Origin of the sequence: Kineococcus rugosus (assembly GCF_050871975.1) — a bacterium.
In the GTDB taxonomy this organism is placed as follows: Bacteria; Actinomycetota; Actinomycetes; order Actinomycetales; family Kineococcaceae; genus Kineococcus.
On the sequence record NZ_JBJLSJ010000040.1, the window covers coordinates 1 to 24346 of the forward strand.

27 protein-coding genes are annotated in these 24346 nt (G+C 76.0%); 16 read left to right on the forward strand and 11 right to left on the reverse strand.

The annotated features are described in order from the left end of the window. Nucleotides 1–1432: Wzz/FepE/Etk N-terminal domain-containing protein (locus ACRYM6_RS19320; RefSeq protein WP_432544514.1), on the reverse strand; the 1432-nt coding region annotated here is incomplete at its 3' end. 149 nt (nt 1433–1581) lie between these two features. Between ACRYM6_RS19320 and ACRYM6_RS19325 the strand changes: the two genes are divergently transcribed. Then, on the forward strand, nt 1582–2907 hold the full coding sequence (locus ACRYM6_RS19325; protein WP_432544515.1) for an oligosaccharide flippase family protein: 1326 nt from the start codon (nt 1582–1584) through the stop codon (nt 2905–2907). Between the two features lie 4 nt (nt 2908–2911). After that, nucleotides 2912–4006 (forward strand): glycosyltransferase, encoded by a 1095-nt coding sequence (locus ACRYM6_RS19330; protein WP_432544516.1) that lies wholly within the window; start codon nt 2912–2914, stop codon nt 4004–4006. Nucleotides 4007–4028: 22 nt separating this feature from the next. Here the strand turns inward: ACRYM6_RS19330 and ACRYM6_RS19335 are convergent, their stop codons facing one another. The 4 genes from ACRYM6_RS19335 to ACRYM6_RS19350 are packed head-to-tail and all read right to left on the reverse strand — an operon-like array spanning nt 4029 to nt 7864. Continuing rightward, the gene (locus ACRYM6_RS19335) at nt 4029–5576 is read right to left on the reverse strand and encodes a glycosyltransferase family 39 protein (RefSeq protein WP_432544517.1); all 1548 of its coding nucleotides are present in this window, start codon (nt 5574–5576) and stop codon (nt 4029–4031) included. Beyond that, complete coding sequence (locus ACRYM6_RS19340; RefSeq protein WP_432544518.1) at nt 5573–6652, reverse strand: hypothetical protein; 1080 nt, start codon at nt 6650–6652, stop codon at nt 5573–5575. The genes ACRYM6_RS19335 and ACRYM6_RS19340 overlap by 4 nt, the downstream gene beginning before the upstream one ends. A 4-nt stretch (nt 6653–6656) precedes the next feature. Further along, nucleotides 6657–7073: an adenylyltransferase/cytidyltransferase family protein gene (locus tag ACRYM6_RS19345; RefSeq protein WP_432544519.1), complete on the reverse strand. Its 417-nt coding sequence runs from the start codon at nt 7071–7073 to the stop codon at nt 6657–6659. Next, complete coding sequence (locus ACRYM6_RS19350; protein WP_432544520.1) at nt 7070–7864, reverse strand: CDP-alcohol phosphatidyltransferase family protein; 795 nt, start codon at nt 7862–7864, stop codon at nt 7070–7072. Before ACRYM6_RS19350 ends, ACRYM6_RS19345 begins: the two co-directional genes overlap by 4 nt. 174 nt (nt 7865–8038) lie before the next feature. Between ACRYM6_RS19350 and ACRYM6_RS19355 the strand changes: the two genes are divergently transcribed. After that, nucleotides 8039–8995, forward strand: coding sequence for a glycosyltransferase family 2 protein (locus tag ACRYM6_RS19355; protein ID WP_432544521.1), 957 nt, complete (start codon nt 8039–8041; stop codon nt 8993–8995). On the opposite strand, the gene ACRYM6_RS19360 is transcribed toward ACRYM6_RS19355, so the two are convergent. Further along, nucleotides 8943–9548 (reverse strand): dTDP-4-dehydrorhamnose 3,5-epimerase family protein, encoded by a 606-nt coding sequence (locus ACRYM6_RS19360; protein ID WP_432544522.1) that lies wholly within the window; start codon nt 9546–9548, stop codon nt 8943–8945. The genes ACRYM6_RS19355 and ACRYM6_RS19360 overlap by 53 nt on opposite strands. 109 nt (nt 9549–9657) lie before the next feature. Between ACRYM6_RS19360 and rfbD the strand changes: the two genes are divergently transcribed. Continuing rightward, nucleotides 9658–10527, forward strand: a complete 870-nt coding sequence (gene rfbD / locus ACRYM6_RS19365; RefSeq protein WP_432544523.1) for a dTDP-4-dehydrorhamnose reductase — start codon at nt 9658–9660, stop codon at nt 10525–10527. Here the strand turns inward: rfbD and rfbA are convergent. Beyond that, nucleotides 10524–11408, reverse strand: a complete 885-nt coding sequence (gene rfbA, locus ACRYM6_RS19370; protein ID WP_432544524.1) for a glucose-1-phosphate thymidylyltransferase RfbA — start codon at nt 11406–11408, stop codon at nt 10524–10526. The two genes, rfbD and rfbA, sit on opposite strands and share 4 nt — an antisense overlap. Nucleotides 11409–11437: 29 nt before the next feature. On the opposite strand from rfbA, the gene rfbB reads away from it, so the two are divergent. After that, entirely contained in the window at nt 11438–12409 is a 972-nt protein-coding gene (rfbB, locus tag ACRYM6_RS19375; RefSeq protein ID WP_432544525.1) for a dTDP-glucose 4,6-dehydratase, read from the forward strand. On the opposite strand, the gene ybaK is transcribed toward rfbB, so the two are convergent. Both ybaK and ACRYM6_RS19385 read right to left on the reverse strand, forming a co-directional pair. Beyond that, the gene (ybaK, locus tag ACRYM6_RS19380) at nt 12406–12903 is read right to left on the reverse strand and encodes a Cys-tRNA(Pro) deacylase (RefSeq protein WP_432544555.1); all 498 of its coding nucleotides are present in this window, start codon (nt 12901–12903) and stop codon (nt 12406–12408) included. The two genes, rfbB and ybaK, sit on opposite strands and share 4 nt — an antisense overlap. After that, complete coding sequence (locus ACRYM6_RS19385; protein ID WP_432544526.1) at nt 12903–13598, reverse strand: LON peptidase substrate-binding domain-containing protein; 696 nt, start codon at nt 13596–13598, stop codon at nt 12903–12905. Before ACRYM6_RS19385 ends, ybaK begins: the two co-directional genes overlap by 1 nt. A gap of 95 nt (nt 13599–13693) precedes the next feature. Between ACRYM6_RS19385 and hisD the strand changes: the two genes are divergently transcribed. The 6 genes from hisD (at nt 13694) to ACRYM6_RS19415 (ending at nt 19405) form a co-directional block, all read left to right on the forward strand. Continuing rightward, a complete protein-coding gene (gene hisD / locus ACRYM6_RS19390) occupies nt 13694–14971 on the forward strand; it encodes a histidinol dehydrogenase (protein WP_432544556.1) in 1278 nt (425 codons plus the stop codon). After that, a complete protein-coding gene (locus ACRYM6_RS19395) occupies nt 14968–15459 on the forward strand; it encodes a hypothetical protein (RefSeq protein WP_432544527.1) in 492 nt (163 codons plus the stop codon). The genes hisD and ACRYM6_RS19395 overlap by 4 nt, the downstream gene beginning before the upstream one ends. 197 nt (nt 15460–15656) lie before the next feature. Beyond that, complete coding sequence (locus ACRYM6_RS19400; RefSeq protein ID WP_432544557.1) at nt 15657–16622, forward strand: Gfo/Idh/MocA family protein; 966 nt, start codon at nt 15657–15659, stop codon at nt 16620–16622. Beyond that, complete coding sequence (locus ACRYM6_RS19405) at nt 16619–17632, forward strand: Gfo/Idh/MocA family protein (protein ID WP_432544528.1); 1014 nt, start codon at nt 16619–16621, stop codon at nt 17630–17632. The genes ACRYM6_RS19400 and ACRYM6_RS19405 overlap by 4 nt, the downstream gene beginning before the upstream one ends. A 73-nt stretch (nt 17633–17705) precedes the next feature. Continuing rightward, the gene (pnuC, locus tag ACRYM6_RS19410) at nt 17706–18341 is read left to right on the forward strand and encodes a nicotinamide riboside transporter PnuC (RefSeq protein WP_432544529.1); all 636 of its coding nucleotides are present in this window, start codon (nt 17706–17708) and stop codon (nt 18339–18341) included. Beyond that, nucleotides 18338–19405: an AAA family ATPase gene (locus ACRYM6_RS19415; RefSeq protein WP_432544530.1), complete on the forward strand. Its 1068-nt coding sequence runs from the start codon at nt 18338–18340 to the stop codon at nt 19403–19405. Before pnuC ends, ACRYM6_RS19415 begins: the two co-directional genes overlap by 4 nt. On the opposite strand, the gene ACRYM6_RS19420 is transcribed toward ACRYM6_RS19415, so the two are convergent. Further along, on the reverse strand, nt 19402–19713 hold the full coding sequence (locus tag ACRYM6_RS19420) for a hypothetical protein (RefSeq protein ID WP_432544531.1): 312 nt from the start codon (nt 19711–19713) through the stop codon (nt 19402–19404). The genes ACRYM6_RS19415 and ACRYM6_RS19420 overlap by 4 nt on opposite strands. A gap of 50 nt (nt 19714–19763) precedes the next feature. On the opposite strand from ACRYM6_RS19420, the gene ACRYM6_RS19425 reads away from it, so the two are divergent. From ACRYM6_RS19425 to ACRYM6_RS19445, 5 genes are read left to right on the forward strand one after another with little or no spacing between them, the layout of a single operon-like run. Beyond that, on the forward strand, nt 19764–20870 hold the full coding sequence (locus ACRYM6_RS19425; RefSeq protein ID WP_432544532.1) for a histidinol-phosphate transaminase: 1107 nt from the start codon (nt 19764–19766) through the stop codon (nt 20868–20870). Next, entirely contained in the window at nt 20867–21466 is a 600-nt protein-coding gene (gene hisB, locus ACRYM6_RS19430; protein WP_432544533.1) for an imidazoleglycerol-phosphate dehydratase HisB, read from the forward strand. The genes ACRYM6_RS19425 and hisB overlap by 4 nt, the downstream gene beginning before the upstream one ends. After that, nucleotides 21463–22104 carry an imidazole glycerol phosphate synthase subunit HisH gene (gene hisH / locus ACRYM6_RS19435; RefSeq protein ID WP_432544534.1) on the forward strand — a complete coding sequence of 214 codons (642 nt, stop codon included), beginning with the start codon at nt 21463–21465 and terminating at the stop codon, nt 22102–22104. The genes hisB and hisH overlap by 4 nt, the downstream gene beginning before the upstream one ends. A 55-nt stretch (nt 22105–22159) precedes the next feature. Further along, nucleotides 22160–22912 carry a bifunctional 1-(5-phosphoribosyl)-5-((5-phosphoribosylamino)methylideneamino)imidazole-4-carboxamide isomerase/phosphoribosylanthranilate isomerase PriA gene (priA, locus tag ACRYM6_RS19440; RefSeq protein WP_432544535.1) on the forward strand — a complete coding sequence of 251 codons (753 nt, stop codon included), beginning with the start codon at nt 22160–22162 and terminating at the stop codon, nt 22910–22912. A gap of 59 nt (nt 22913–22971) precedes the next feature. Then, nucleotides 22972–23688 carry an SseB family protein gene (locus tag ACRYM6_RS19445; protein WP_432544536.1) on the forward strand — a complete coding sequence of 239 codons (717 nt, stop codon included), beginning with the start codon at nt 22972–22974 and terminating at the stop codon, nt 23686–23688. 52 nt (nt 23689–23740) lie between these two features. Here ACRYM6_RS19445 and ACRYM6_RS19450 read toward each other — a convergent pair whose 3' ends face one another. Further along, a complete protein-coding gene (locus ACRYM6_RS19450; protein WP_432544537.1) occupies nt 23741–24256 on the reverse strand; it encodes a DoxX family protein in 516 nt (171 codons plus the stop codon). Nucleotides 24257–24346 lie beyond the last annotated feature (90 nt).

Below are 24346 nucleotides of genomic sequence, written 5' to 3' on the forward strand. Positions count from 1 at the left end.
GGGGGGCCGCCCCCGGACCACCCCCCCCCGGGGGGGCGGCCGGGGGCCGCCCCCCGGCCCCCCCCCCCCGGGGGCCCCCCCCCACGTCCACCTCCTGCGGGCGGGCGCCGCGGTCGGCGCGCCCCCGGCCGCCCGCGTGGTCCAGGACGACGCCGACCACCCTGGCCCGGACCAGCTCCAGGTCCCGCAGGGCGTCGGCCAGCTGCCGGCGGGTCGTGGCCGGGACCTGCGCCACGACGGCCACGCCGTCGACGCCGGTCGCCAGCGCCGCCGCGTCGGCGGCGGCCAGGACGGGCGGCGCGGTCAGCAGGACGAGGTCGAAGCTGGCCTGCAGCTCGTCCAGGACCCGTTGCAGCGCAGCGGACCCGACGAGCTCGTCGGCGCCGGGGGACAGGTCGTGCCGCGCGGTCCCGGCGGGCAGGACGGACGGCCCGGGGGTCTCCACGCGGCGGACCGCGGCGCCGGCGGGGACGGCGTCGAGCAGGACGTCGGCCAGGCCCGGACCCGGGCCCAGCCCCAGCGTCCGGGCCAGGGCGGGGGAGCGCAGGTCGGCCTCGACGAGCAGCACGCGGGTCTCGTGGTCGGCCAGCGCGCGGGCCAGCTCCAGGGCGAGGCCGGCGCCCCGGCCGCCGTCGGCGGCGGGCACCACGAGGAACCGGTGGGAGCCGTCCCCGGCCAGGGACCGGACGGTGGCCCGCAACCGCCGCACCGCCTCGGCCCGGTCGCCCCGGCCGCGACGCCGGCCCGGGCGCCGGCCGCGCCCGGGCGCGGGCAGGACGGCCAGCACGGGGACGTCGGTGACCTCCAGGACGTCGTCGCGGTCGCGGACGCGGGTGTCGAGCAGCTCGCGGCCCACGACGACACCGACGACGAGCAGCGCGCCGAGCACGGCGCCGATCCCGGCGTCGAGGCGGCGGTCGGGGGAGAACGGGGCCCGCGGGGCGGTGGCGGGGGCCACGGTGGTGACGTCGATGGTCGTCGCCTCGCCGGGTTCGACCGGCGAGAGCGACTCGGTGGCGTCGGCGAGCTGGTCGCCGACGGCGTTCGCGATGGCCGCGGCGGACTCGGCCGACCCGGCCACGGCGGTGATGTCGATGAGGACGGTGTCCTGCTGGGCCTGCGCGGTCACCTGGTCGGCAAGGGCGTCGGCGGTGGTGTCCAGGCCGAGCTGGTCGACGACCGGCTGGAGCACGGTCGGGGTGACGGCCAGCCGCACGTAGGACTGCACGAGGCTGCGGGTGTAGGAGGACCCCTGCGCCAGCTCCCCGATGGACTGGCCCTGCCCGGGGGACAGGAACACGCTGGCGGTGGCGCGGTACTGCGGTGCGGTCCGGTAGCTGGCGCCGTACCCCAGGGCGCCGCCGAGCGCGAAGCACAGCAGCAGGGCCAGCCAGGACCGGCGCAGCAGCGCCAGGTACGCGATGAGGTCCACAGCCGCCTCTCCCGCTCCCGGGACCGTCCTGGGCGCGGCGACTGCAAATATAGGTGCCTTCCCCGGCAGGAGGAGCACATTCGGTGAGGGGTGTTGTACGCGCAGCCAGGGGCCGGGTGAGGCCGGCCGACCGCGGGACGTGGGGTCCGGTGGGCCGCAGCGCCGGCGCGAAGCTCCTCGTGATGGGCGTCTCGGGGTTGCTGTCCGTCGTCTCGATCCGCCTCGTCCTGGGGCACTACGGCGTCGAGGCGTACGCGCAGTACGGGCTGCTGGTCTCCATCGCGGCCCTGCTCCCGTTCGCCGACCTCGGGATGGGCGCCGCGGTCCTCAACAGCGTCGCGGCCGCGACCGACCCCGCCCGCGACGAGCACGTGCGCCGCACCCTCGTCGGGGTGTTCCGGGTCGTCGCGGTCTCGGGCACCCTCATCGTCGCCGCGGGCGCGGTGGTCACCGCGGCGGGCGGCTGGCCGACGCTGCTGGGGGAGGGCCTGCTGCCCGGTTCCGGGCCGGCCGCGGCGATGACGTGCCTGGTGCTGTTCTGCCTGACCCTGCCCCTGGCCGTGGGCCAGCGGATCCTCACCGCGCTGGGCCGCAACCACGTCCGCGTCCTCGTGCAGGGGCTGGCCTCGCCGCTGTTCGCGACGACGGTCGCCGTCCTGGTCGCCACCGGCGCGCGCGGCGGCGGGTACCTCGCCGCGTTCTCCTACGGCGGCGGCGTCCTCATCGCCGCGCTCGGCTCGCTGCTGGCCTTCCGCCGGCTGCCGGGCCTGGCCGGGGCGGTCCTGCGGGACGTGTGGCGGGTGCGGGCCGTGCGCGGCGCCCCCGTGCTGGGGGTGGCCGGGCCGTGGCTGGTCCTGACCCTGGCCCTGCCGGTCGCGATGCAGACCGACCGGCTGCTGCTGAGCCACCTCGCCGGCAGCACCGAGCTGGCCGAGTACGGGCTGGGCTTCTCGCTGTTCTCCATCCTCAGCCAGACCGTCAGCGCCGCCGGGGTGGCGCTGTGGCCGGTGTTCGCGAAGGCGCGGACCGCCGGGCAGGTGCGGTCGCCGTTCGCGATGGCCGGGGCGTTCGGGGCGGGTGCGGCGGCGGCCGCGGTCGCGCTGGCGCTGGTGCTGCCGTGGGTGGTGCCCGTCGCCGGCGACGGGGCCGTCCGGCTCGACGCGTGGCTGACGTGGGCGCTGGTGGCGCTGGTGGTCGTCCAGGCGGTGAACTACCCGCTGGGCATGTACATGACCGACGCGGCGGGCCTGCGGTTCCAGGTGCCGCCGGTGCTGCTCATGGTGCCCCTGAACCTGGGGTTGTCGTGGTGGCTGACGACGCGGCTGGGCGCGGGCGGGCCCGTCGTCGGGTCGGCGGTCGCGGTGGCGCTGTGCCAGTTCGCCCCGGGCGTCCTCTACGTGCGGCGCGACCTCGCGCGGCGGCGGCGGGAGGCCCGCGCGACCCTGCCCGGGCCGGCCGGTCCCGGGATACGTTGAGGGCGTGGGCGTCTCCAGAACCCCGGGGTTCGAACGGGTCCGGTTGTACCGCACCCTGCGCACGGCCCACCTGGAGCAGGCGCTGCAGCTGCACCCGGCCGTCATCGTCTACTCGCGGCGCCGCTACGACTTCGACGACGCCCTGGCCGCGCGCCTGGACCTCGTGCACGCCGGGCCGTGGCGGGCCGCGGCCCTGCTGCTGCGCCGCGGCGCCGCCGAGGTCGAGGTCAACGAACCCCTCATGCGGATGGCGGTCCGGGCCACGGCCGTGGCCGTCGCCGCCGCCCGGGTCCGCGGGCTGCTCACCGGCCGGCAGCCGCGCCTGGTCAGCTACGGCATCGAGAACCTCGACCCGTTCGGTGCCCCCCGCGACGCCCGCGCCGCGCTCGCCGCGCACCTGGACCGGGCCCTGACCCGTTTCGTCTGGGGTCAGCTGGACCGCTTCGTGTACGGCACCGAGGCCGCCCGCGACCTGTACGCGCGGCTGCTGCCGCCGTTCGGCGACCCCGCCGGGCACCGGCTGCTGCCGACCCTGCCGCAGCCGTGCGACTGCCCGCCCGCCCCCCGCGACCGGAGCGCGGTGCTGTTCCTGGGGGCCTTCTCGCCCCGCAAGGGCTTCGGGCTGCTGCGCGAGGCCTGGCCCGCGGTCCGCGACGCCGCGCCGGGTGCGCACCTGCACCTGGCCGGTCAGGGCGCGCAGGCCGCCGAGGCGGCCGCCTGGGCCGAGGCCGACCGGACCGTCGAGCTGTCCCTGGACCCGCCCCGCCCGCTCGTGCACGCGGCGCTGCGCCGCGCCCAGGTGCTCGTGCTGCCCTCCCAGCCGCAGCCGGGCTGGCGCGAGCAGCTCGGGCTGCCGCTGACCGAGGCCCTGGCGCACGGCTGCACCGTCGTCACGACCGACGAGACGGGCCTGGCCCCGTGGCTGCGCGCGCACGGCCACACCGTCGTCCCGGCCGGCGGCAGCCCCGGCGAGCTGGCCGGGGCCGTCGCCGCCGCCCTGCGCGCGGCCCGCCCCGCCGCCGGTGTGCTGGCCGACCTGCCCGCCCGCGACGGGCGCCTGGCCGCCGACGACTGGCTCTTCGCCCCCTCGCCCCGTTGACCGCCCGCTGACCGCCCGGGTCTCAGCGGCGGGTGAACTCCACGACCTCGTCCAGGGTCCCCGTCCACTGCCGCCCCCGCGCGAACCCGGCCGCCGCGAGCACCGCGTCGTCGGCCGCGACCGTCGCGTCGCCCGGCCGCCGCACGACCCAGACGGTGTCGTGGCCGGCGAGGCGGTCCAGGGACTCGCCCAGCGGCCGGGACCGCCCGGTCAGGTCGCCCACCTCGGTGGCCGGGGCGAGCAGCGTCACGTCCTCCAGGCCGGTGAAGCAGCGCGGGTAGGCCACCGAGACGGCCCGGGTGGTGAGCGTCACGACGCCGTCGACCGGCGCGCGGCGGGCCCCGAAGTAGACGGCCTGGCCGGGGGAGGCGTTGCGGCACAGGTACTGCGCGACCTGCGCCCAGTCCGCGCCGCTCTTGGCGTCCGGCTGCCGCTGCGAGGCGAGCACCGGGACCACCAGCAGCACCGCCAGCGCCGCGACCACCGCCCGCGGCCGCCGGCCCAGCGCGGCCAGGCCCGAGCCCAGCAGCAGCGCGAGGGCCGGGGTGCAGAAGGCGAAGTAGCGCGCGTTGTGCAGCGGGGCGGACACCAGGGAGTACCCGGCCACCACCGCCGTGGGCAGGACCAGCCAGGGCAGCGCCCACAGCGCGGTCCGGCGCGCGCCGGCCGGGCCCCTCGCGGCCCGGGCCAGCGCCACCGCGACCAGGGCCCAGCCCAGGACGGCCAGCGCGACCGCGGCCGGGCGCCACCAGTCCGTCCCCCGCCCGGGCGCGCCGACGACGGTGGGGGTCTCGCCGAGGAAGAACTGGTTGACGACGACGCGCACCGCCAGCTCGACGGGGCCGAGGTGGGCGTCCCCGAGCTGCCCGCTCTGCCGGCGCGCCAGCAGCAGCACGGGCGAGGTGACCAGCGCCGCGGCCGCGGCGCAGGCCAGCCAGGCCAGCCGGTCGCGCCGGGCGGTCCCGCGCCGCAGCACCAGGGTGGTCCCGTGCGCGGCGAGCAGCAGCAAGAGGTAGACGTTCAGGACGCACCCGGTCGCCGCGCAGGCGGTGTAGGCGATCCAGGGGCCGCGGCGGTGCCGGTCCAGGGCCCGCACGAGCAGCACGGTGGCCCAGACCGCGAGCGCGGTGGCCGCCGCGGACGAGCGGGCCTCGGCGCCCGCCCACGTCACCCGCGGCAGCAGCGCGAACGCCGCCGCGGCCAGCAGCGGCACCGGGCCCGGCCCGGCCAGCCGGCGGGCCAGGACGAGGACGCCGACGGCCGCGACGCCCACGGCCACGGCGCTGGGGGCGCGCAGCGCGAGCTCGGAGGTGCCGGCCACCGCGGTCCAGACGTGCGCCGCGGCGTAGTACAGCCCGTGCACGGCGTCGAGGTGCTGCAGCATCCGCCACAGGTCGGCGGGGTCGCGGCCCGCGGCGGAGATCGTCGCGGCCTCGTCAGTCCACAGCGAGGGCCGCCACGCCCCGGCGAGGGACACCAGCGCCGCCAGCAGGCCGACCAGGGGGAGCAGCACGCCGTCGCGCACGGGGCGCGCGGCGGGCGCCGGGGCGCGGGTGGACAGCGCGCTCACACCGGCACCGGGGTCCCGCGGCGTCCGGTGCGCCGCCCGGCCAGGGCCCGGTACAGGTCGGCGTGCGCCCGCCCCACGACGTCCCAGTCGCGCCCGGACAGGTCCGGCCGGCCGGCCGGCGGGTCGTCGCGGACGGCCGTCAGGGCCCGTTCGAGGTCGTCCGCCCGCAGGGGGCCGGTGAAGGTGTGGACCCAGCCGGGCCCGACCTCGGCGGCCAGCTCGGCGGCGGCCGGCCCGGCCGGCAGCAGCACCGGCCGGTCCAGCGACAGCGCGAGCAGCTGCGCCCCCGACCCGCCGCGGGCGGGGTAGGGCAGGACGACGAGCTCGGCGGCGGTGACGGCGCGCACGAGGCCGTCGTCGTCGAGGTGCCGCAGGTCGGCCAGGACGCGCCGGTCGCGGGCGGCGGCGGCGCGCACCCGCCCGGCCAGCGCGGCGTCGGCCGGGGCCCCGGCCACGTGCAGGGAACGCTCGCCGGGCAGGGCCTCGAACGCGGCCAGCAGGTCGTCGACGCCCTTGTAGGCGCGCAGCAGCCCGGGGTGCACGACCCGCCCGGGCACCTTCGGCGAGCCGGGGCGGCCGGCGTACCAGTCGCGGTAGTGCCCGTGCGGGACGACGACGGGCGCCGAGCGCGGGCAGGTGGTCCCCACGGTGCGGCCGGTGAGGTGCACGGTCGTGGTCGTCACGGCGTCCAGGCGCCGCAGCAGCAGGCGCTCGACCGCGCCGCCGGGTTCGTGCGGGGTGGGGTTGTGCACGGTCCGCACGACGGGGGTCCGGCGCCGGCGCACCCGCGCCCACAGCGCCGCCGTCGCGACGGCCCGCACCAGGCGCCCGCGGCGGGTCCGGCTGCGCAGCAGCAGCTCGGGCCAGTGCAGGTGCAGCACGTCGTAGCGGCCCAGCAGGGCGCGCGGCCAGGAGAACGTCACCGCCCGCACCCCGTCGGCCGTCCCGGTGGGCAGGTTCCGCAGCAGCAGCGTCAGGTACGGGTTCGACGTGGGCCGCGGGGTCCGGAACGACTGCAGGACCACGGGGCCGCCGGTCGAGCTGCCGGTCGAGCTGCCGGTCGAGCTGCGGGACAACGGGTCAGCCGTTGGTCTCGATGAACTGCCGCAGCAGGGTCGAGGTCGTCCCGCGGGTGTAGGGGAAGTACACGACGCGGGCCCCGACGGCCGCCATGCTCGCCTCCAGGACGGCGCCCTTGGGCGTCCCGCGCCAGTCGTCGCCCTTGAACAGGACGTCGAAGTGCAGGCGGTGCCACATGGGCATCTTGTCGCTGGTGCAGTCGTCGACGACGACGCGGTCCACGACGGACAGGCTCTGCAGGATCTCCAGCCGCTCGGCCAGCGGGATGACCGGCCGCCGCCCCTTCGTGGCCTCCAGGACCTCGTCGGTGACGGCGCCGACGACGAGCTCGTCGCAGGACTCCCGCGCCCGGCGCAGGATGTTCAGGTGCCCCACGTGGAACAGGTCCCACGCCCCGGGGACGTAACCGGTGCTCATGCCGTCCTCCCGTCGAGCGCGCCGACCTGCCGGAACCACGCCACCATCGAGGCGGCGGTGACGAGGGTGAACGCGACGGCCAGCGCGCCGTACACCCAGCCGAACAGCGCGGGCACGCCCGCCAGGACCATCACCAGGCACAGGACGCCGTAGTCGACCGGCACCGAGGCCAGCGACCGCAGCGTCGAGTGCGCGCGCGCCTCCCCGGCGGCGACGGTGGCCTGGCCGTCGCGCGTCCCGGCCAGCCGGCGCAGGTGGTCGTTGAGGATGATGGTGAAGAACCACGTGCTGGCCACGGCGCTGAACAGCAGCGGCAGCAGCAGCCACGCCCCCGGGCGGGGGTCCCAGCCGCGGTGCGCGGCGATGAGCACCGCGAGGTGGACGGTGGCCGTCTTGGCGGCGTCGACGACGTGGTCGAGCCACTCGCCGGCCGCCGACCCGCCCCCGCGCAGCCGAGCGAGCTGGCCGTCGGCGGCGTCGAGGGCGTAGCCGAGGACGAGCAGCGCGGCCACGACCGGCCCGGTCCACCACCGCGGCGGCAGCAGCGCCAGGGCGGCGATCCCGAGGCCGGTGGCGACGGCGGAGGCCGCCGTGACCTGGTTCGGGGTGGCGCCGAGGACGTGCGCGGCGGCGGCGAGCCGCCGGCCCAGGGGCCGGTTGACGAACCGGGAGTAGGCGGGTGCGCCGCGGGCGCTCTTCTGCGCCCCCGCGAGGCGGGCGAGCGAGGCCCCGTAGCGGGGCCGCGCGAGGGTGACCACCGGGTCGGCCGGGGTGGCCGTGAGATCGTCCATGGTCTGGTCCAGCCTGCCACCGTGGTGACTCTGCGTGTGCGAATTGCTAGAAGTTTCGGTCACGGAGTGTCCTGACGGGACGAGGATGGCCTTCCGAGGGAAGATTGCGGAGAGAAACGGACGGTACACGCCGTGCAGCCGACTGGGGAGAGCACCACGCGTGTCGTGGTCGCCGTGCTGACCTACCGACGCCCCCGCGACCTGGCCGAGGTGCTGCCCGCGCTGCGCGCCCAGGCCGCCGCCGTCCAGCCCCCGGCCCGGGTCCTCGTCGTCGACAACGACCCCGCCGCCGGCGCCGCGGGGGCGGTCGCGGCGCTCGCGGCCACCCCCGGCGCGCCGCTCGCCCACGTCCACGAGCCGCGCCCGGGCATCGCCGCCGCCCGCAACCGCGCGCTGGCCGAGGCCGCCGGCGACGACGTGCTCGTCTTCGTCGACGACGACGAGCGGCCGGCCCCGGGCTGGCTGGCGCACCTGCTGGCCCTGCACGCGCGGACGGGCGCGGCCGGGGTCGTCGGCCCGGTGGTGTCCCGGTTCGAGGGCCCGCTGGACCCCTGGATCGCCGACGGCCGGTTCTTCGAGCGGCGCCGGCTGCCGACCGGGACCCCGGTGGCGGTGGCGGCCACGAACAACCTGCTGCTGGACCTGCGGCAGGTGCGGGCCGCCGGCGTCGCCTTCGACGAGCGGTTCGGGCTCAGCGGCGGCTCCGACACCCTGTTCACCCGGGCCCTGGTCGCGGCCGGGCTGCAGCTCCTGTGGTGCGACGAGGCCCTGGTCACCGACGTCGTGCCCCCGGCCCGGGCGACCCGGGACTGGGTGCTGCGCAGGGCGTTGCGCAGCGGCAACGGGTGGAGCCGGACCTCCCTGAAACTGGATCCCCGGCTCGCGGTGCGCCTGCGGCTCAGCGCCGCGGGCGCGGTGCGCGCGGGCGCCGGGGCGGGTGCGCTGCTGGCCGGGACCTGCGCCCGGCGCCGGCCCTGGCGGGCCCGCGGGGCGCGCACCCTGGCCCGCGGGCTGGGCATGGTCGGGGGAGCCTGGGGCTGGACGTACGTCGAGTACGCCCGGCCCGCGGCGCGGCCGGCTACGGGTGCAGCTCCCGGCACGCCGACAGGGCCGGCAGCAGCCCGCCGCTGAGCGCCTGCTGCAGCGAGGGGGCCGTGGAGTCTCTGTCCGACAGGCTGATCGTGAGCGCGGACCCGTCCCGTCCGTGCGTCGGCCAGGCGATCGCCAGGTCGGGGTCGAGGGGGTCGACGCCGTGCTCGCGCTCGGGGGCGTACCCCGTGGAGCACAGGTACACGACGGTGGAGCCCTCGGCCAGGGAGCAGAACGCGTGCCCGACGCCCTCGGGCAGGAACACCGACCGGCGGTCCACGTCGTCGAGCAGCACCGAGGCCCAGCGCCCGAAGGCCGGCGACCCCACGCGCAGGTCGACGACGACGTCCAGGACCGCCCCGGCGGGGCAGAACACGTGCTTGGCCTGTCCCGGGGGGACGTCGGCGTAGTGGACGCCGCGCACGACCCCGGCCGCCGACACCGAGCAGTTGGCCTGCGCCAGCGCCAGGTCCCGGCCGGTGGCCGCGCGCAGGTCCGGCGCCCGGAACCACTCCAGGAAGGTCCCGCGGGGGTCGTGGTGCAGGGGCGGGGTCAGGACCAGCGCCCCCGGGATGGGAAGTTCTTCCACGTGCACTCAGTGACCTCAGGATTCCGCAGCGTCAAGACCTGCACATCTGCAGGTAACGCTCAGTATGCTCGGCGCGATCACGTTCTAGAAGCTCTTGGGTACGGGGGGTGACCGGATGCGCTGGATGGTGACCGGAGCCGGCGGACTGCTCGGTCACGACGTCGTGCGGGCGGTGCACGACGGCGACCCGCGCGCCGACGTCGTCGCCCTCACCCGCGGCGATCTGGACGTCCTCGACGCCGACGCCTGCCGCCGGGTCCTGGCCGGGGCCGACGTCGTCGTCAACTGCGCCGCGTGGACCGCCGTCGACCGGGCCGAGACCGAGGAGGCCGCGGCGACCGCCGTGAACGCCGGCGGGGCCGCGAACGTGGCCGCCGCCGCCGCGGCGACGGGAGCCCGGCTCGTCCACGTCTCCACCGACTACGTCTTCGACGGCCGCTCCCGGCGGCCCTACCGCGTGCAGGACCCGACCGGGCCGGTCTCGGCGTACGGGCGCGGCAAGCTCGCGGGGGAGCGGGCGGTGGCCGCCGCCGCGGCCGACGCGCTCGTGGTGCGCACGGCCTGGTGCTACGGCGCGGCCGGGGCCTGCTTCCCGCGCACCGTGCTGCGGCTGGCCCGCGAGCGCGGCGCCCTGTCGGTCGTCGACGACCAGGTCGGGCAGCCCACCTGGACCGCCGACGTCGCCCGCGTGATCGTCGACCTCGTCCTGGCCGCGGCCCCGGCCGGCACCTACCACGCGACGGCCGCCGGGCGCGGGACCTGGTGGGAGTTCGCCCGGGAGGTCGTCGCCGCCGGGGGCCTGCCCGACGTCCCGGTGCGGGCCGTGGCGACCGACGCGTTCCCCACCCCGGCCCGTCGCCCGGGTTTCTCCGCCCTGGACGCCACCGACCTCGCCCGCGTCGGCGTCGAGCCCATCGGCGACTGGCGCGAGCGCTGGGCGGTCGCGGCCCGGGAGGTGCTCGACGGGGCGCGGGAACTGGTCTAGAACCGGTCGGAGAACCGGGGCCGGTCCAGCAGCCCGAGCAGGTAGTCCCCGTACCCGCTCCTGGCCAGGGCCGTCCCCCGTGCGCGCAGCTCGTCGTCGGAGATCCAGCCCTTGACCCAGGCGACCTCCTCCGGGCACCCGATCTTCAGGCCCTGCCGCGCCTGGAGCGTCCCGACGAAGTTGCTCGCCGCGAGCATCTGGTCGAACGTCCCGGTGTCCAGCCACGCCGTGCCCCGGGGCAGGACCTCGACGTTCAGCCGGCCCCGTTCCAGGTACGCCCGGTGCACGTCGGTGATCTCCAGTTCCCCCCGCGCGGAGGGTTCCAGGTCGCGGGCGATCCCCACGACGTCGCCGTCGTAGAAGTACAGGCCGGGCACCGCGTAGGTGCTGCGCGGGTGGGCGGGTTTCTCCTCCAGCCCCACGACCCGCCCGTCGGCGTCGAACTCGACGATCCCGTACGCGCTCGGGTCGCGCACCTGGTACGCGAAGATCGTGGCGCCCTCGACCGAGGCAAACCGCTCCAGCTGCTGCCCCAGGCCCGGGCCGTAGAAGACGTTGTCCCCCAGCACGAGCGCGACGTTGTCGTCCCCGATGAACTCCTCGCCGATGAGGAACGCCTGGGCCAGCCCGCCGGGTTCGGGCTGCACCGCGTACGACAGCTCGACGCCGAAGTCGGACCCGTCGCCGAGGAGGTGCTGGAACTGCGGGGCGTCCTGCGGGGTCGTGATGACCAGGATCTCCCGGACCCCGGCCAGCATCAGCGTGGACAGCGGGTAGTAGACCATCGGCTTGTCGTAGACGGCCAGCAGCTGCTTGCTGGTCGCCCGGGTGATGGGGTGCAGTCGCGTCCCCGATCCGCCGGCCAGGATGATCCCCCGCATGGGGTGAGTGTGCCACTACTGTGTGTCGCATGAGGTTGCTCGTGACCGGTGGGGCCGGGTTCATCGGCAGCCACTACGTGCGCACCGCGCTGACCACCGCGGCCGACGTCACCGAACTCGTCGTCCTCGACCGGTTCACCTACGCGGGCAACCCCGAGAACCTCGCCCCCGTCGCCGCCGACCCCCGCCTGCGGGTCGTGCGTGCCGACGTCGCCGACCCCGCCGCCGTCGACCCGCTGGTCGCCGCGGCCGACGTCGTCGTGCACTTCGCCGCCGAGACCCACGTCGACCGCTCGATCGAGGGCGCGGCCGGCTTCGTGCGCACCAACGTCGTCGGCACCCAGGTGCTGCTCGACGCCGCGCTGCGGCACGGCGTGGGCAAGTTCGTGAACGTCTCCACCGACGAGGTGTACGGCTCCCTCGAGACCGGGTCCTGGACCGAGGACCACCCGCTGGAACCGAACTCGCCGTACTCGGCCTCCAAGGCGTCGGCCGACCTGCTCGTGCGCGCCTACGGCCGAACCCACGGCCTGCCCGTCTGCACGACCCGCTGCTCCAACAACTACGGGCCGTACCAGTTCCCCGAGAAGGTGGTCCCGCTGTTCGTGACCAGCCTGCTCGACGGCGGCACCGTCCCGCTGTACGGCGAGGGCGCCAACGTGCGCGACTGGCTCCACGTCGACGACCACTGCCGCGGCATCGACCTCGTCGTCCGGGGCGGCCGGCCCGGGGAGGTCTACAACATCGGCGGCGGGACCGAGCTGACCAACCGGCAGCTCACCGAACGCCTCCTGGCCGCCGTCGGCGCCGACTGGAGCCGGGTGCGGCACGTGCCCGACCGCCCGGGCCACGACCTGCGGTACTCGGTGGACACCACCAAGATCCGGACCGAGCTCGGGTACGCCCCGGTGCACGACCTCGACGCGGGCCTCGCCGAGACCGTCGAGTGGTACCGCACCCACGAGCACTGGTGGCGGCCGCTGCTGGCGACCCGCCCCTAGCGGGCCAGCTCGGCGAACTCCGCACCGGTCGCGGCCGCCAGGTCCTGCGGCGCCAGCTCCACCTGCAACCCGCGCCGCCCCGCGCTGACGAGCACCGTGGCGAAGCCGCGCGCGGAGACGTCCAGGAACGTCGGCAGCGCCGTCCGCTGGCCCAGCGGGCTGATCCCGCCGACGACGTACCCGCTGCTGCGCTGGGCCCGCGCCGGGTCGGCCATCACCGCCCTCTTCCCGCCGGCCGCCGCGGCCAGCGCCTTCAGGTCCAGCATCCGCGCCACCGGCACCACCGCGCACACGAGGCGGCCGTCGACGTCGGCCAGCAGCGTCTTGAACACCCGGTGCTCGTCGACGTCGAGGCCGCCGGCCCGCAGCGCGCGGACGGCCTCGTCCCCGAACCCGTCGTGGGCGGCGTGGTCGTAGGGCCGGGGCGTGTGCTCGACGCCGCGGGCGGCCAGCAGCTTCAGCGCCGGGGTCCCGGCGTCGGCCCTGCGCGCCATCAGTTCGCGCTCACCGGCCACTCGGGCAGCTCCGTGGCCGGGACCGCGCCGAAGGTCTGGATCAGGGCCGTCTCGCGGCGCAGCACGTCCAGCTCGGCCTGCAGCCGGGCGGTGGTGTCGGGAGCCTCCAGCAGCCGCTGCCGCTGGTCCAGGTCCAGCACCACCGCGGCCGCGACCAGGTACGACAGCACCCGCGGGTCGTCGGGCGCCTCGGCGCCGCCGATGTCGAGCACGTCGCGGTACTCGTCGAACGCGCGGCTGACCGAGTCCGCCAGCACCGTCAGCCGGCCGTCGCTGTCGTCGTCCTCGACGTCGTCGTCGCCGAACGGCTCGACCAGCCCGGTCAGGTACGGCGTCCCGGCGGACTCGTCGATCCCCACGACCCGGAAGCGGCTGGCCCCGACGGTGACGATCTCGTACCGGCCGTCCTCGGTCTCGGTCACGTCGCGCACCAGCGCCACGCAGCCCACCGAGTGCAGGCCCTGGACGTTGCCGGGCCCCACCTCGTGACCCGCCTTGATCGCCACGACGCCGAAGCCGCGCACGTCGTCCCCGTCCAGCTCCCCGTCGAGGCCGCCGTCGCCCACCAGGTCCTGCACGAGCAGCCGGTAGCGCGGCTCGAAGACGTTCAGGGGCAGCACGAGACCGGGGAACAGGACGCTGCCCAGCGGGAACAGCGGGAGGCGTTGCGGCACGCGAGCCACCCTAAGACCTCCGGATCGTAGACTCGCCTCCCGTGAGCACCCCCCTCCTGCGCCGCGTCGACCTGCGGGGTCAGGTCCTCGACGCGATGGCCCTGCGCTCGGTCGTCCCGCGCGCCGACGTCGACGTCGCCGCCGCCCTGGCCGGCGTCGCCCCGATCTGCGAGGAGGTCCGCGCCCGCGGCGTCCCGGCCCTGCTGGAGCTCACCGAGCGCTTCGACGGGGTCCGCGTCGAGGACGTCCGCGTCCCGGCCCAGGCCCTCGCCGACGCCCTGGAGGGCCTGGACCCGCAGGTGCGGGCCGGGCTGGAGGAGGCCGTCCGCCGCGCCCGGCTCGTCCACGCCGACCAGCGGCGCACGACCACCACCACCGAGGTCGTGCCCGGCGGCACCGTCTCCGAGCGCTGGGTGCCCGTCGGCCGCGTCGGGCTCTACGTGCCCGGCGGCCGGGCGGTCTACCCCTCCAGCGTCGTCATGAACGTCGTCCCGGCCCAGGCCGCGGGCGTCGCCTCGATCGCGGTGACCAGCCCCGCGCAGAAGGAGTTCGGCGGCTCGGTGCACCCGACGATCCTCGCCGCGTGCGCGCTGCTGGGCGTGGAGGAGGTCTACGCCGTCGGCGGCGCGCAGGCCGTGGCAATGTTCGCCTACGGGGCCCGGGACGCCGACGGGACCCTCGTCGTGCGGCCCGTGGACGTCGTGACCGGCCCGGGCAACATCTACGTCGCCTCCGCCAAGCGGTACGTCCAGGGCGTCGTCGGCATCGACTCCGAGGCCGGCCCCACCGAGATCGCCGTCCTGGCCGACGCCACCGCCGACCCCGTCCACGTCGCGGCCGACCTGGTCAGCCAGGCCGAGCACGACCCGATGGCCGCGGCCGTCCTGGTCACCGACTCGCCCGCGCTGGCCGACGCCGTCGACGCGGCCCTGGCCGAGCGGGTCGCGGCGACCAAGCACTCCGGCCGCGTCGAGGAGGCCCTGCGGGGCCGGCAGTCGGCCACCGTCCTCGTCGACGACGTCGAGGCGGGCCTGGCCGTCGTCGACGCCTACGCCGCCGAGCACCTGGAGATCCAGACCGCCGACGCCCGCGCCGTCGCGGCCCGCGTCCGCAACGCCGGGGCGGTGTTCGTCGGGCCGCACTCGCCGGTGTCGCTGGGCGACTACTGCGCCGGGTCCAACCACGTCCTGCCCACCGGCGGCACCGCCGCGCACTCCGGCGGGCTGAGCGTGCAGACGTTCCTGCGCGGCATCCACGTCGTCGACTACGACGAGCGGGCGCTGCGGGACGTGGCCCCGCACGTGGTGGCGCTGGCGGGGTCGGAGGACCTCCCCGCCCACGGCGAAGCGGTGACGGCGAGGTTCGGCCGGTGAGCGGGGAGGAGCCCGACCTGCCCGACTTCGACTTCGACGCCGAGTTCGAGAAGGCGTTCGGGCCGAAGAAGCCGCTGCGGTCGGTCATCGTCGTCGGCGTGAGCCAGGCGCAGGCGCTGGCCGCGCTGCTGCCCGAGCACGGCGTCCAGGCGCACGTCGTGCCGGTCAAGGGCATCGGGTCGGTGCTCGTGACCCTGGACCCGGGCACGGGGGAGCAGGACGTCGCCACCCTGTCCGCGGCCGTCCCGCAGGCCGAGTTCGTCCTGTTCACCGTCGGCGAGGAGTCGATCGAGGGGCAGGCGTGGGTGGGCGGGGCCCGCGGGGAGGACCCCCGGCCGGGTCTGCTGCTGTCGGTGTGGCCCGACCTCGTGCAGGACCTGGTGCTGGGCAAGGCCGACCCGGCCGAGCACGCCGTCGGCACCGAGCCGCCCCGCAGGGGCGGGTTCTGGAAGCGCCGGCGCGGCGGCGGCGAGGACGAGGACCGCTGACGCGGCGGGGTCCACGTCGGGGTCGGGGCGGGGTCGGGGCGGGGATCGCGACGCGGTGACCCCGCGCTCGTTGCAAACGTTCTCAGAAAGGTGCGCCCGAAGCCTTCCGCCCGGCTCCGGGGTGTCCTAGCGTTCTTCCGCAGCGTGTTGTGCGCACGACCCGATGAAGCGTCCGGAGGAACTGCCTCGTGCCTGCCATGAACGTGGCCGTGCTGGGGTGCTGGCACGTCCACGCCAAGGACTACGCCCGCTCCGCAGCGGCCCACCCCGACACCACCCTCGTCGCCGCCTGGGACCCCGATCCCGCGCTCGGCCGCCCGCTGGCCGAGGAGTTCGGGATCGAGCACACCGACGACCTCGACGCCCTCCTCGCCCGCGAGGACGTGCACGCCGTCACCGTCACCACCGAGACCACCGCCCACACCGAGGTGATCTCCAAGGCGCTCGCCGCCGGCAAGCACGTCTTCACCGAGAAGCTGCTCGCCCCCACGGTCGAGGAGTCCGAGCGCCTCGTCGCCCGGGCCGCCGACGCCGGGCTCGCCCTCGTCGTGTCCCTGCCGCGGCTGTACCACGGGTACACCCTCGCGATCCTGGAGCTCCTCGGCTCCGGGGCGCTGGGGACGCTGACCCACGCCCGGGTGCGGCTGTCCCACGACGGCGCCGTGCACGGCGGCGACCCCGGCTGGCTGCCCGACCGGTTCTTCGACCCGGTCCCCAGCGTCGGCGGCGCGCTCACCGACCTCGGCTGCCACCCGGTCTACCTGACGCAGCTGTTCCTCGGCGCCGAACCGCGGACCGTCCGCGCGGTGTACGGCTCGGTCACCGGCCGCGCGGTCGAGGACCACGCCGTCGTCACCGTCGGGTACGACGACGGCCGGATCGGCGTCGTCGAGGCGGGGTTCGTCAGCGACGACGCCTTCACGATCGACGTGCACGGGACCGAGGGGTCCGTGCACTACACCGACGACGGCGGGCGCCTCACCCACCGCCGCCCCGGCGGCCGGGTCGAGCAGCTCGACGTCCCCGCCGACGCCCCCGACGCGTTCGCGCAGTGGGTGCGGCACGCCGCCGCCGGGACCCGCGCGACCGAGAACCTCGCACGTGCCGTCGACCTCACCCGCCTCGTCGTGCGGGCCAACACCGCAGCAGGAGTGAAGGAATGAGCAGGACCGTCACCGGGACCGTCAAGGTCGGCCTCATCGGCGGCGGCGGGATCACCCGCGCCCACGTCAAGGGGTACCGCGCGCACGCGGAGAAGATCGCCGTCACCGCCGTCGCCGACGTCGTCGAGGAGGCCGCGAGCACCCGCGCCGCCGAGCTCGGCGCCGAGGCGTTCACCGACTACCGCGAGATGCTGCGCACGGCCGACCTCGACGCCGTCGACATCTGCCTGCCGCACCACCTGCACGCCGAGGCCATCGTCGCGGCGGCCGAGGCGGGCAAGCACGTGCTGTGCGAGAAGCCGCTGTGCCTGACGGCCGACGAGGCGGCCCGCGTCGCCGGGGCCGTGCGGGCCAACGACGTCACCCTCATGTGCGCCCACAACCAGCTGTTCTTCCCCTCGGTGGCCAAGGCGAAGGAGATCCTGGACTCGGGGGTCCTCGGGACCGTCTACGAGGTCCGGACGACCGACAGCTTCCACAACGACTTCGACCCCGAGAACATGGGGTGGCGCGCCTCGGCCCGCACCAGCGGCGGCGGTGAGCTCATCGACACCGGGTACCACCCGACGTACCTGCTGCTGCACCTGGCCGACGCCCGGCCGACCGAGGCCACCGCCTTCCTGTCGACGCACCGGCTGAAGTTCATGGAGGGCGAGGACTCGGCGCAGGTGCTCGTCCGCTTCGACAACGGCGTGGTCGGGCAGATGGTCACCAGCTGGGCCTACGACCCGGCGCCGGGCACCGAGAAGTTCTCCGTCGTCGGCGAGCTGGGGTCCCTCACCGGGACCGCGAACTCGGTGACGTACCGGCTGCGCAGCGGCCAGGAGGAGACCTTCGAGTTCGCCGAGGTCGACTCCTTCGTCGAGGAGATCGGCGCGTTCGCCGACTGCCTGCGCACCGGGACGCGGCCCCTGCACACCGAGACCGAGGGGATCGCGGTCCTCGGGGTGCTGCTCGCGGCCTACGAGGGTGCGCGCACCGGGACGATCGCGAAGGTCCTGACGATCTGAGGGGCTCGTCCGGGCGTGTGATCCCGACTGGACGGCGCACGCCCGGACCGCCCGGCGCGTACGGTGGACGTCCGTGCGCCCCCTCCTGGACTGGCTGAACTCGCCTGCGCTGGTCGCCTTCTCGGCCCCGACGACGTGGGCCGAGGTCCTGGGGTTCGTCACCGGCGCCGTCTGCGTCTGGTTCGTGGCCCGGCAGAACGTCTGGAACTGGCCGCTGGGCATCGCGAACAACCTCCTGTGGATCGTGCTGTTCGCCTCGGTGGGCCTGTACGCGGACTCGGGTCTGCAGGTCGTCTACGTGGTCCTCGCGGTCTGGGGCTGGTACCAGTGGCTGCGCGGAGGGGACTCGCGCAGCGGGTTGGTCGTCACCCGCACGACCGCCCGGCAGTGGCGGGGGTTGCTGGTGGCCGGTGCCGTCGGCGGGGCGGGACTGGTCCTGTACCTCGACCACTTCACCGGGTCCACCGTGCCGCTGGCCGACGCCGCCACGACGACGCTGTCCCTGCTGGCGACGTGGGGGCAGTGCCGCAAGAAGGTGGAGTCCTGGTGGCTGTGGATCACCGCCGACGTGGTCTACGTCCCCCTGTACCTGCACAAGGGGCTCACCCTCACGGCCGTCCTGTACGTCGGCTTCCTGGTCCTGTGCGTGAAGGGACTGCTCGCCTGGCGGCGCGACCTCGGGGTCGGCCCCGTCCCGGTGCCCGCGTGAGGACGGGTCTGGTCGTCGGGAAGTTCTACCCCCCGCACCCGGGGCACCACGCCCTCGTCGAGACCGCCGCCGACCGTTGCGACGAACTGGTCGTCCTCGTCGAGGCCGCCGACCGCGAAACGGTCCCCCTCGCCGACCGGGTCGCCTGGATGCGGGCCGAGCACCCGCGGGTCCGCGTGCTGGGGGCCCGCTGCGACGCCCCCGTCGACTACGGCAGCGAGACCGTCTGGGCCGCGCAGGTGCGCATCGTGCAGGTCGCACTGGCCCTGGCCGGCGTCGACCGCGTGGACGTCGTCTTCTCCAGCGAGGCGTACGGGACCGAGCTCGCGCGCCGGCTGGGTGCCGTCCACGACCTCGTCGACCCGGGACGGACCCGCGTCCCGCTCTCGGCCACCCGGGTCCGCACGGACCCCCTGCGGCACTTCGCGAGCCTGCGCCCCAGCGTGCGCGCCGGTCTCGCCGTCCGGGCGGTGCTGCTGGGCGCGGAGTCGACCGGTACGACGACCGTCAGTCGTCTCGTCGCCGAGGAGCTGCGATCCCGCGGCGGTGCGCACGCGCGCACGGAGTGGGTGCGCGAGCACGGCCGCGACCACTCCGTGGAGCTCCTCGAACGTCGCGGTCCGGGTGCGCGCATGGAGGACGTCGTCTGGACCCCGGCGGACTTCGCGGCCATCGCGACCCGGCAGAACGCGCTGGAGGAGGAGGCGGCCCGCACGGGTGGTCCGGTCCTCGTCTGCGACACCGACTCCCTGGCCACGACGATCTGGGAACGCCGCTACCTCGGGAGCACGTCGCGCGCCACGCAGGAGGCCGCCGACCGCCGCAGCCCGCGCCGCACGTACTTCGTCACCGACCACGTCGGCGTGCCGTTCGTGCAGGACGGGTACCGCGACGGCGAACACGTCCGCGCAGAGATGACCGACTGGTTCCTGCAGGCGTTGACCGCCGCGGGGGAGTCGTGGGTCCTGCTCACCGGGTCGATCGCCGAGCGCGTCGAGCTGACCCTGCGGGTGGTCGACCGGCAGGTCGCCGACCGGTTCACCTTCGGCGAGCCCCTGGGTTAGCGCCGCACGCTGACGACGACCTCGCTGTCGGTGACGCTGACCGCCTCCACCGTCAGCCCGCCCACCTCGGCCGAGGTGCCGACGGCGAGCGAGACGTCCTGCCCCGCGACCTCCAGGTCGACGGTCCCGTCGCCCACCCCCGCCAGCCGGGCCTCCACGCCGAGCACCGACACCGCGGCGTCGTCCTGCGAGCGCGGGTAGGTGATCGTGCACCCGTCCAGCGTGCAGTCGGTCGCGCCGGAGGAGTCCCCGGAGGCGCAGCCGGTGAGGACGGCGACGGCGAGCAGCAGGGCGGGGACGGAGCGCACCGGGCCAGGGTAGGTCGGGCGGGCCGGCCCCGTCTGGGAGACTTGCCCCCGTGACCGAGACGACCACGCTGGCCGACCTGCCGCTGCGCGAGGACCTGCGCGGCGAGCACCCCTACGGCGCTCCCCAGCTGCACGTCCCGGTCGTGCTGAACGTCAACGAGAACCCGTACCCGGTCGCCCCCGAGGTCGTCGCCGACATCGCCGCCGCCGTCGCGGAGGCCGCGACCGGGCTGAACCGCTACCCCGACCGCGAGTTCCTCGACCTGCGCGCCGACCTCGCCGCGTTCCTGCGCACCGAGTCCGGCGCCGACCTCGCCCCCGAGCAGGTCTGGGCGGCCAACGGGTCCAACGAGGTCATGCTGCACGTCCTGCAGGCCTTCGGCGGCCCGGGCCGGACCGCGCTGAGCTTCGCCCCCACCTACTCGATGTACCCCGAGTACGCCCGCGACACCCTCACCACCTGGGTGACGGGGCGGCGCGAGGACGACTTCACGGTCGACGTCGACCACGCCCGCGAGCAGGTCCGCCTCCACCGCCCCTCGGTGGTGCTCCTGACGAGCCCGAACAACCCGACGGGGACCGCGCTGCCGCTGGAGACCGTCGAGGCGGTGCTGCAGGCCGCCGGGAACGCCGTCGTGGTCGTCGACGAGGCCTACGGGGAGTTCCGCCGCGCCGGCACCCCCAGCGCGCTGGAGCTGCTGCCCCGGTACGGCAACCTCGCCGTCAGCCGCACCATGAGCAAGGCGTTCTCCCTGGCCGGTGCCCGCGTCGGGTACCTCGCGGCCTCGCGGGCGTTCGTCGACGCGCTGCGGATCGTGCGCCTGCCGTACCACCTGTCCGCCGTCACCCAGGCGACCGCCCGCGCCGCGCTCAAGCACTCCGCGGCCCTGCTCTCGACCGTCGACGAGCTCCGCACCCGGCGCGACGAGACCGTCCAGTGGTTGCGCGGCAGCGGTTTCGACGTCGCGGAATCGGACGCGAACTTCGTCCTGTTCGGACGGTTCGAGGACCGGCACGCGGTCTGGCAGGGGTTGCTGGACCGCGGTGTCCTCATCCGCGAGACCGGCCCGGCCGGCTGGCTGCGGGTGACCGTCGGCACGGCCGACGAGATGCAGAAGTTCCGATCGGCACTCCAGGAAGTGGTGGACGAGAAGTGAGCCGTACCGCGCGGATCGAGCGCAGCACCAGCGAGTCCAGCGTCCTCGTCGAGCTCGACCTCGACGGGTCGGGGCAGACGCGGATCGACACGAGCGTGCCGTTCTACGACCACATGCTCACGGCCCTGGGCAAGCACTCGCTCATGGACCTCACCGTCCGCGCGACCGGCGACACCCACATCGACGTCCACCACACCGTCGAGGACACCGCCATCGTCCTGGGCCAGGCGTTCCGGCAGGCGCTGGGGGACAAGGCCGGCATCCGCCGCTTCGCCGACGCGACCGTCCCGCTGGACGAGGCGCTGGCGCACGTCGTCGTGGACGTCTCGGGCCGGCCGTACTGCGTCCACGAGGGCGAACCGGCCGGGCAGGAGTTCCACCTCATCGGGGGTCACTTCACCGGTTCCCTGACCCGGCACGTGCTGGAGAGCTTCGCCTTCCACGCCCAGATCTGCCTGCACGTGCGGGTGCTGGCCGGCCGGGACCCGCACCACGTCGTGGAGGCGCAGTTCAAGGCGCTGGCCCGCGCGCTGCGCTACGCCGTCGAGCCGGACCCGCGCGTGCAGGGCATCCCCTCCACCAAGGGCGCGCTGTGAGCCGCAGCGTCGTCGTCCTGGACTACGGGTTCGGCAACGTCCGGTCCGCGGTGCGCGCCCTGGAGCGCGTCGGCGCCGACGTCGAGCTCACCGCCGACCGCAAGCGGGCTCTGGAGGCCGACGGCCTGCTCGTGCCCGGGGTGGGGGCCTTCGCCGCCGTCAACGCGGGGCTGAAGGCCATCGGCGGGGACTCCATCGTCGACCGGCGGCTGGCCGGCGGCCGCCCGGTCCTGGGGATCTGCGTGGGGTTGCAGGTCATGTTCGAGACGTCCACCGAACCCGGTGAGGGGCTGCCCGACGGGCTGGGCCAGTGGCCGGGCACGGTGGAGCGGCTGCCCGCCGAGGTCGTCCCGCACATGGGGTGGTCGACCGTCGAACCGCCCGCGGGCTCGACGCTGTTCGCCGGGATCGAGGACGAGCGGTTCTACTTCGTGCACTCCTACGCGGTGCAGCGCTTCGAGATGGTCGACACCACCGACGGCCGGGTCCCGCTGCCGCAGCTGACGTGGGCCGAGCACGGCACGCGCTTCGTCGCGGCCGTGGAGAACGGCGCGCTGTCGGCGACCCAGTTCCACCCGGAGAAGTCCGGTGACGCGGGGGCGCAGCTGCTGCGCAACTGGGTGGGCTCCCTGGCCTGAGGGGCCCGGTCCGGTGGTGCCCCGGCACCACCGGACCCTCGTAGACTCGCCCCCCGTGACCAGCGAGAACACCCCCACCCCCCGGCGCCTCGAACTGCTCCCGGCGGTCGACGTCGCCGACGGCCAGGCCGTCCGGCTCGTCCAGGGCGAGGCCGGCAGCGAGACCTTCTACGGCGCCCCGCTCGAGGCGGCCCTGGCGTGGCAGGAGGCCGGGGCGGAGTGGGTGCACCTCGTCGACCTCGACGCCGCCTTCGGCCGCGGGTCGAACCGCGAGCTGCTCGCCGAGGTCGTGGGCCGGCTCGACGTCGCCGTGGAGCTGTCCGGCGGCATCCGCGACGACGCGTCCCTGGAGGCCGCGCTGGCGACCGGGTGCCGGCGCGTGAACCTGGGGACCGCCGCCCTGGAGGACCCGGAGTGGACGCGCGCGGCCATCGCCCGGCACGGCGACCGCATCGCGGTCGGTCTCGACGTGCGCGGCACGACCCTCGCCGCGCGGGGCTGGACCCGCGAGGGCGGGGACCTGTGGGAGGTCCTGGCGCGCCTGGACGCCGACGGCTGCTCGCGCTACGTCGTCACCGACGTCACCAAGGACGGCACCCTGCGCGGCCCGAACGTCGACCTGCTGCGCGAGGTCTGCTCGCGGACGTCGGCTCCCGTGGTGGCCTCCGGGGGGATCTCGAGCCTGGAGGACCTGCGCGTGCTGCGCGACCTGGTCGACACCGGCGTCGAGGGCGCGATCGTGGGCAAGGCCCTGTACGCGGGCGCGTTCACCCTGCCCGAAGCGCTCGACGTGGCGGGTCGGCCCTGACCGAGCACCGCGCCGGGCACGAGGAGGGCCACGACCCGCGCCGCACGGACTCCGCGGGGGTGCCGTGGGCCGGGCGCACCCTGGCGCCCAACGCCTTCGCCGCCGACGACGGGTCCCGGTCCGGGCCGCTGGCGCGGGCGCTGGAGGCCTGGGCGGGCACCGGTGGGGACGCCGTGGAGCGGGTGCGCGCCGAGCGCGCGGTCGTCGCGGCGCTGGCCGGCAGCCGGGTCTTCGCCCCCGTCGTGGCCGAGCTGGGTGAGGTCGGCGCCGACGGCGGCGACAAGAGCGCCGACATGGCGCTGGCGCTGCTGACCCAGCCCGACGGGCGGCGGGGGCTGCCGCTGTTCACCGACCTCGCGGCGCTGTCGGCCTGGCGCGCTGACGCCCGCCCCGTCCCGGTCCCGGCCGAGCAGGCGGCCCTGTCGGGGGTGCAGGAGGAGTGCGACGTGCTCGTGCTCGACCCGGCAGGGCCGGTGCGCTTCGTGGTGCGCCGCAGCGCGTTCTGGACCCTGGCGCGGGGTGGGGAGTGGATCCCCGCCGCGCTGGACGCGACGGTGGCCGCCGCGGTCGCCGACGCCGTGGCCGACCTGCCGGCCGTGCGGGGGACCCGCTGCGAGCCCGGCCGCGGTGCGGAGCTGCGGGTCGTGCTGGGGGTCACCCCGGGGCTGGACCGACCGAGGCTGGACGAGCTGCTGCGGGTCGTGGGGGAGCGGCTGGCCTCCGGCGTCGTCGCCGAGCGGGCCGAGTCCCTGGAGTTCCAGGTCCTGCCCGCCTGACCCCGCGGGCCCGGGTCGTCGCCCGCCGGACGACGACCCGGGCGGTGGGGCCTCAGCCCTCGGCCGACTCCGCCGCCACGGTCTGCTCGCGCGCCTTGATCGTGGTGTAGGCGCCGATCCCGGCCGCGGTCAGGGCGAGCACCGTCGTCCAGCGCTTGTTGAAGACGTGCCCGGTGGCCGCGTCGAGGCTGAGGCGCCCCGGGCCGCCGACGGCCAGCGCCACCGAGGCCAGGCCCAGCACGGCCGGGTACTCGAAGCCGCCGGAGGTGGCGAAGAACCCGTTGGGCTTGTGCACGAACGAGGCCGCCGCCATCGCCGCGGCCGCCGAGGCGCCGCCGACGGGGGTGGCCAGGCCGAGGGCGAGCAGGGCGCCGCCACCGGCCTCGGAGGCGCCGGCCAGGACGGCGTTGCGCTTGCCGGGGCGGAAGCCCATGGCGTGCATCGCGCCGGCGGTGCCCTCCAGGCCGCCGCCGCCGAAGGCGCCGAAGAGCTTCTGCGCGCCGTGCGCGATCAGCGTGCCGCCGATCCCGAGACGCAGGGCGAGCAGGCCGAGGTCGTTGGTCGCCACGTGGTACCTCCAGGTGCTTGCGGGTTCAAGGTTTGCGGGGTACATCAGACCACCTCGGCGCCGCACCCCGCGCAGCGGGGCGGGCACCGG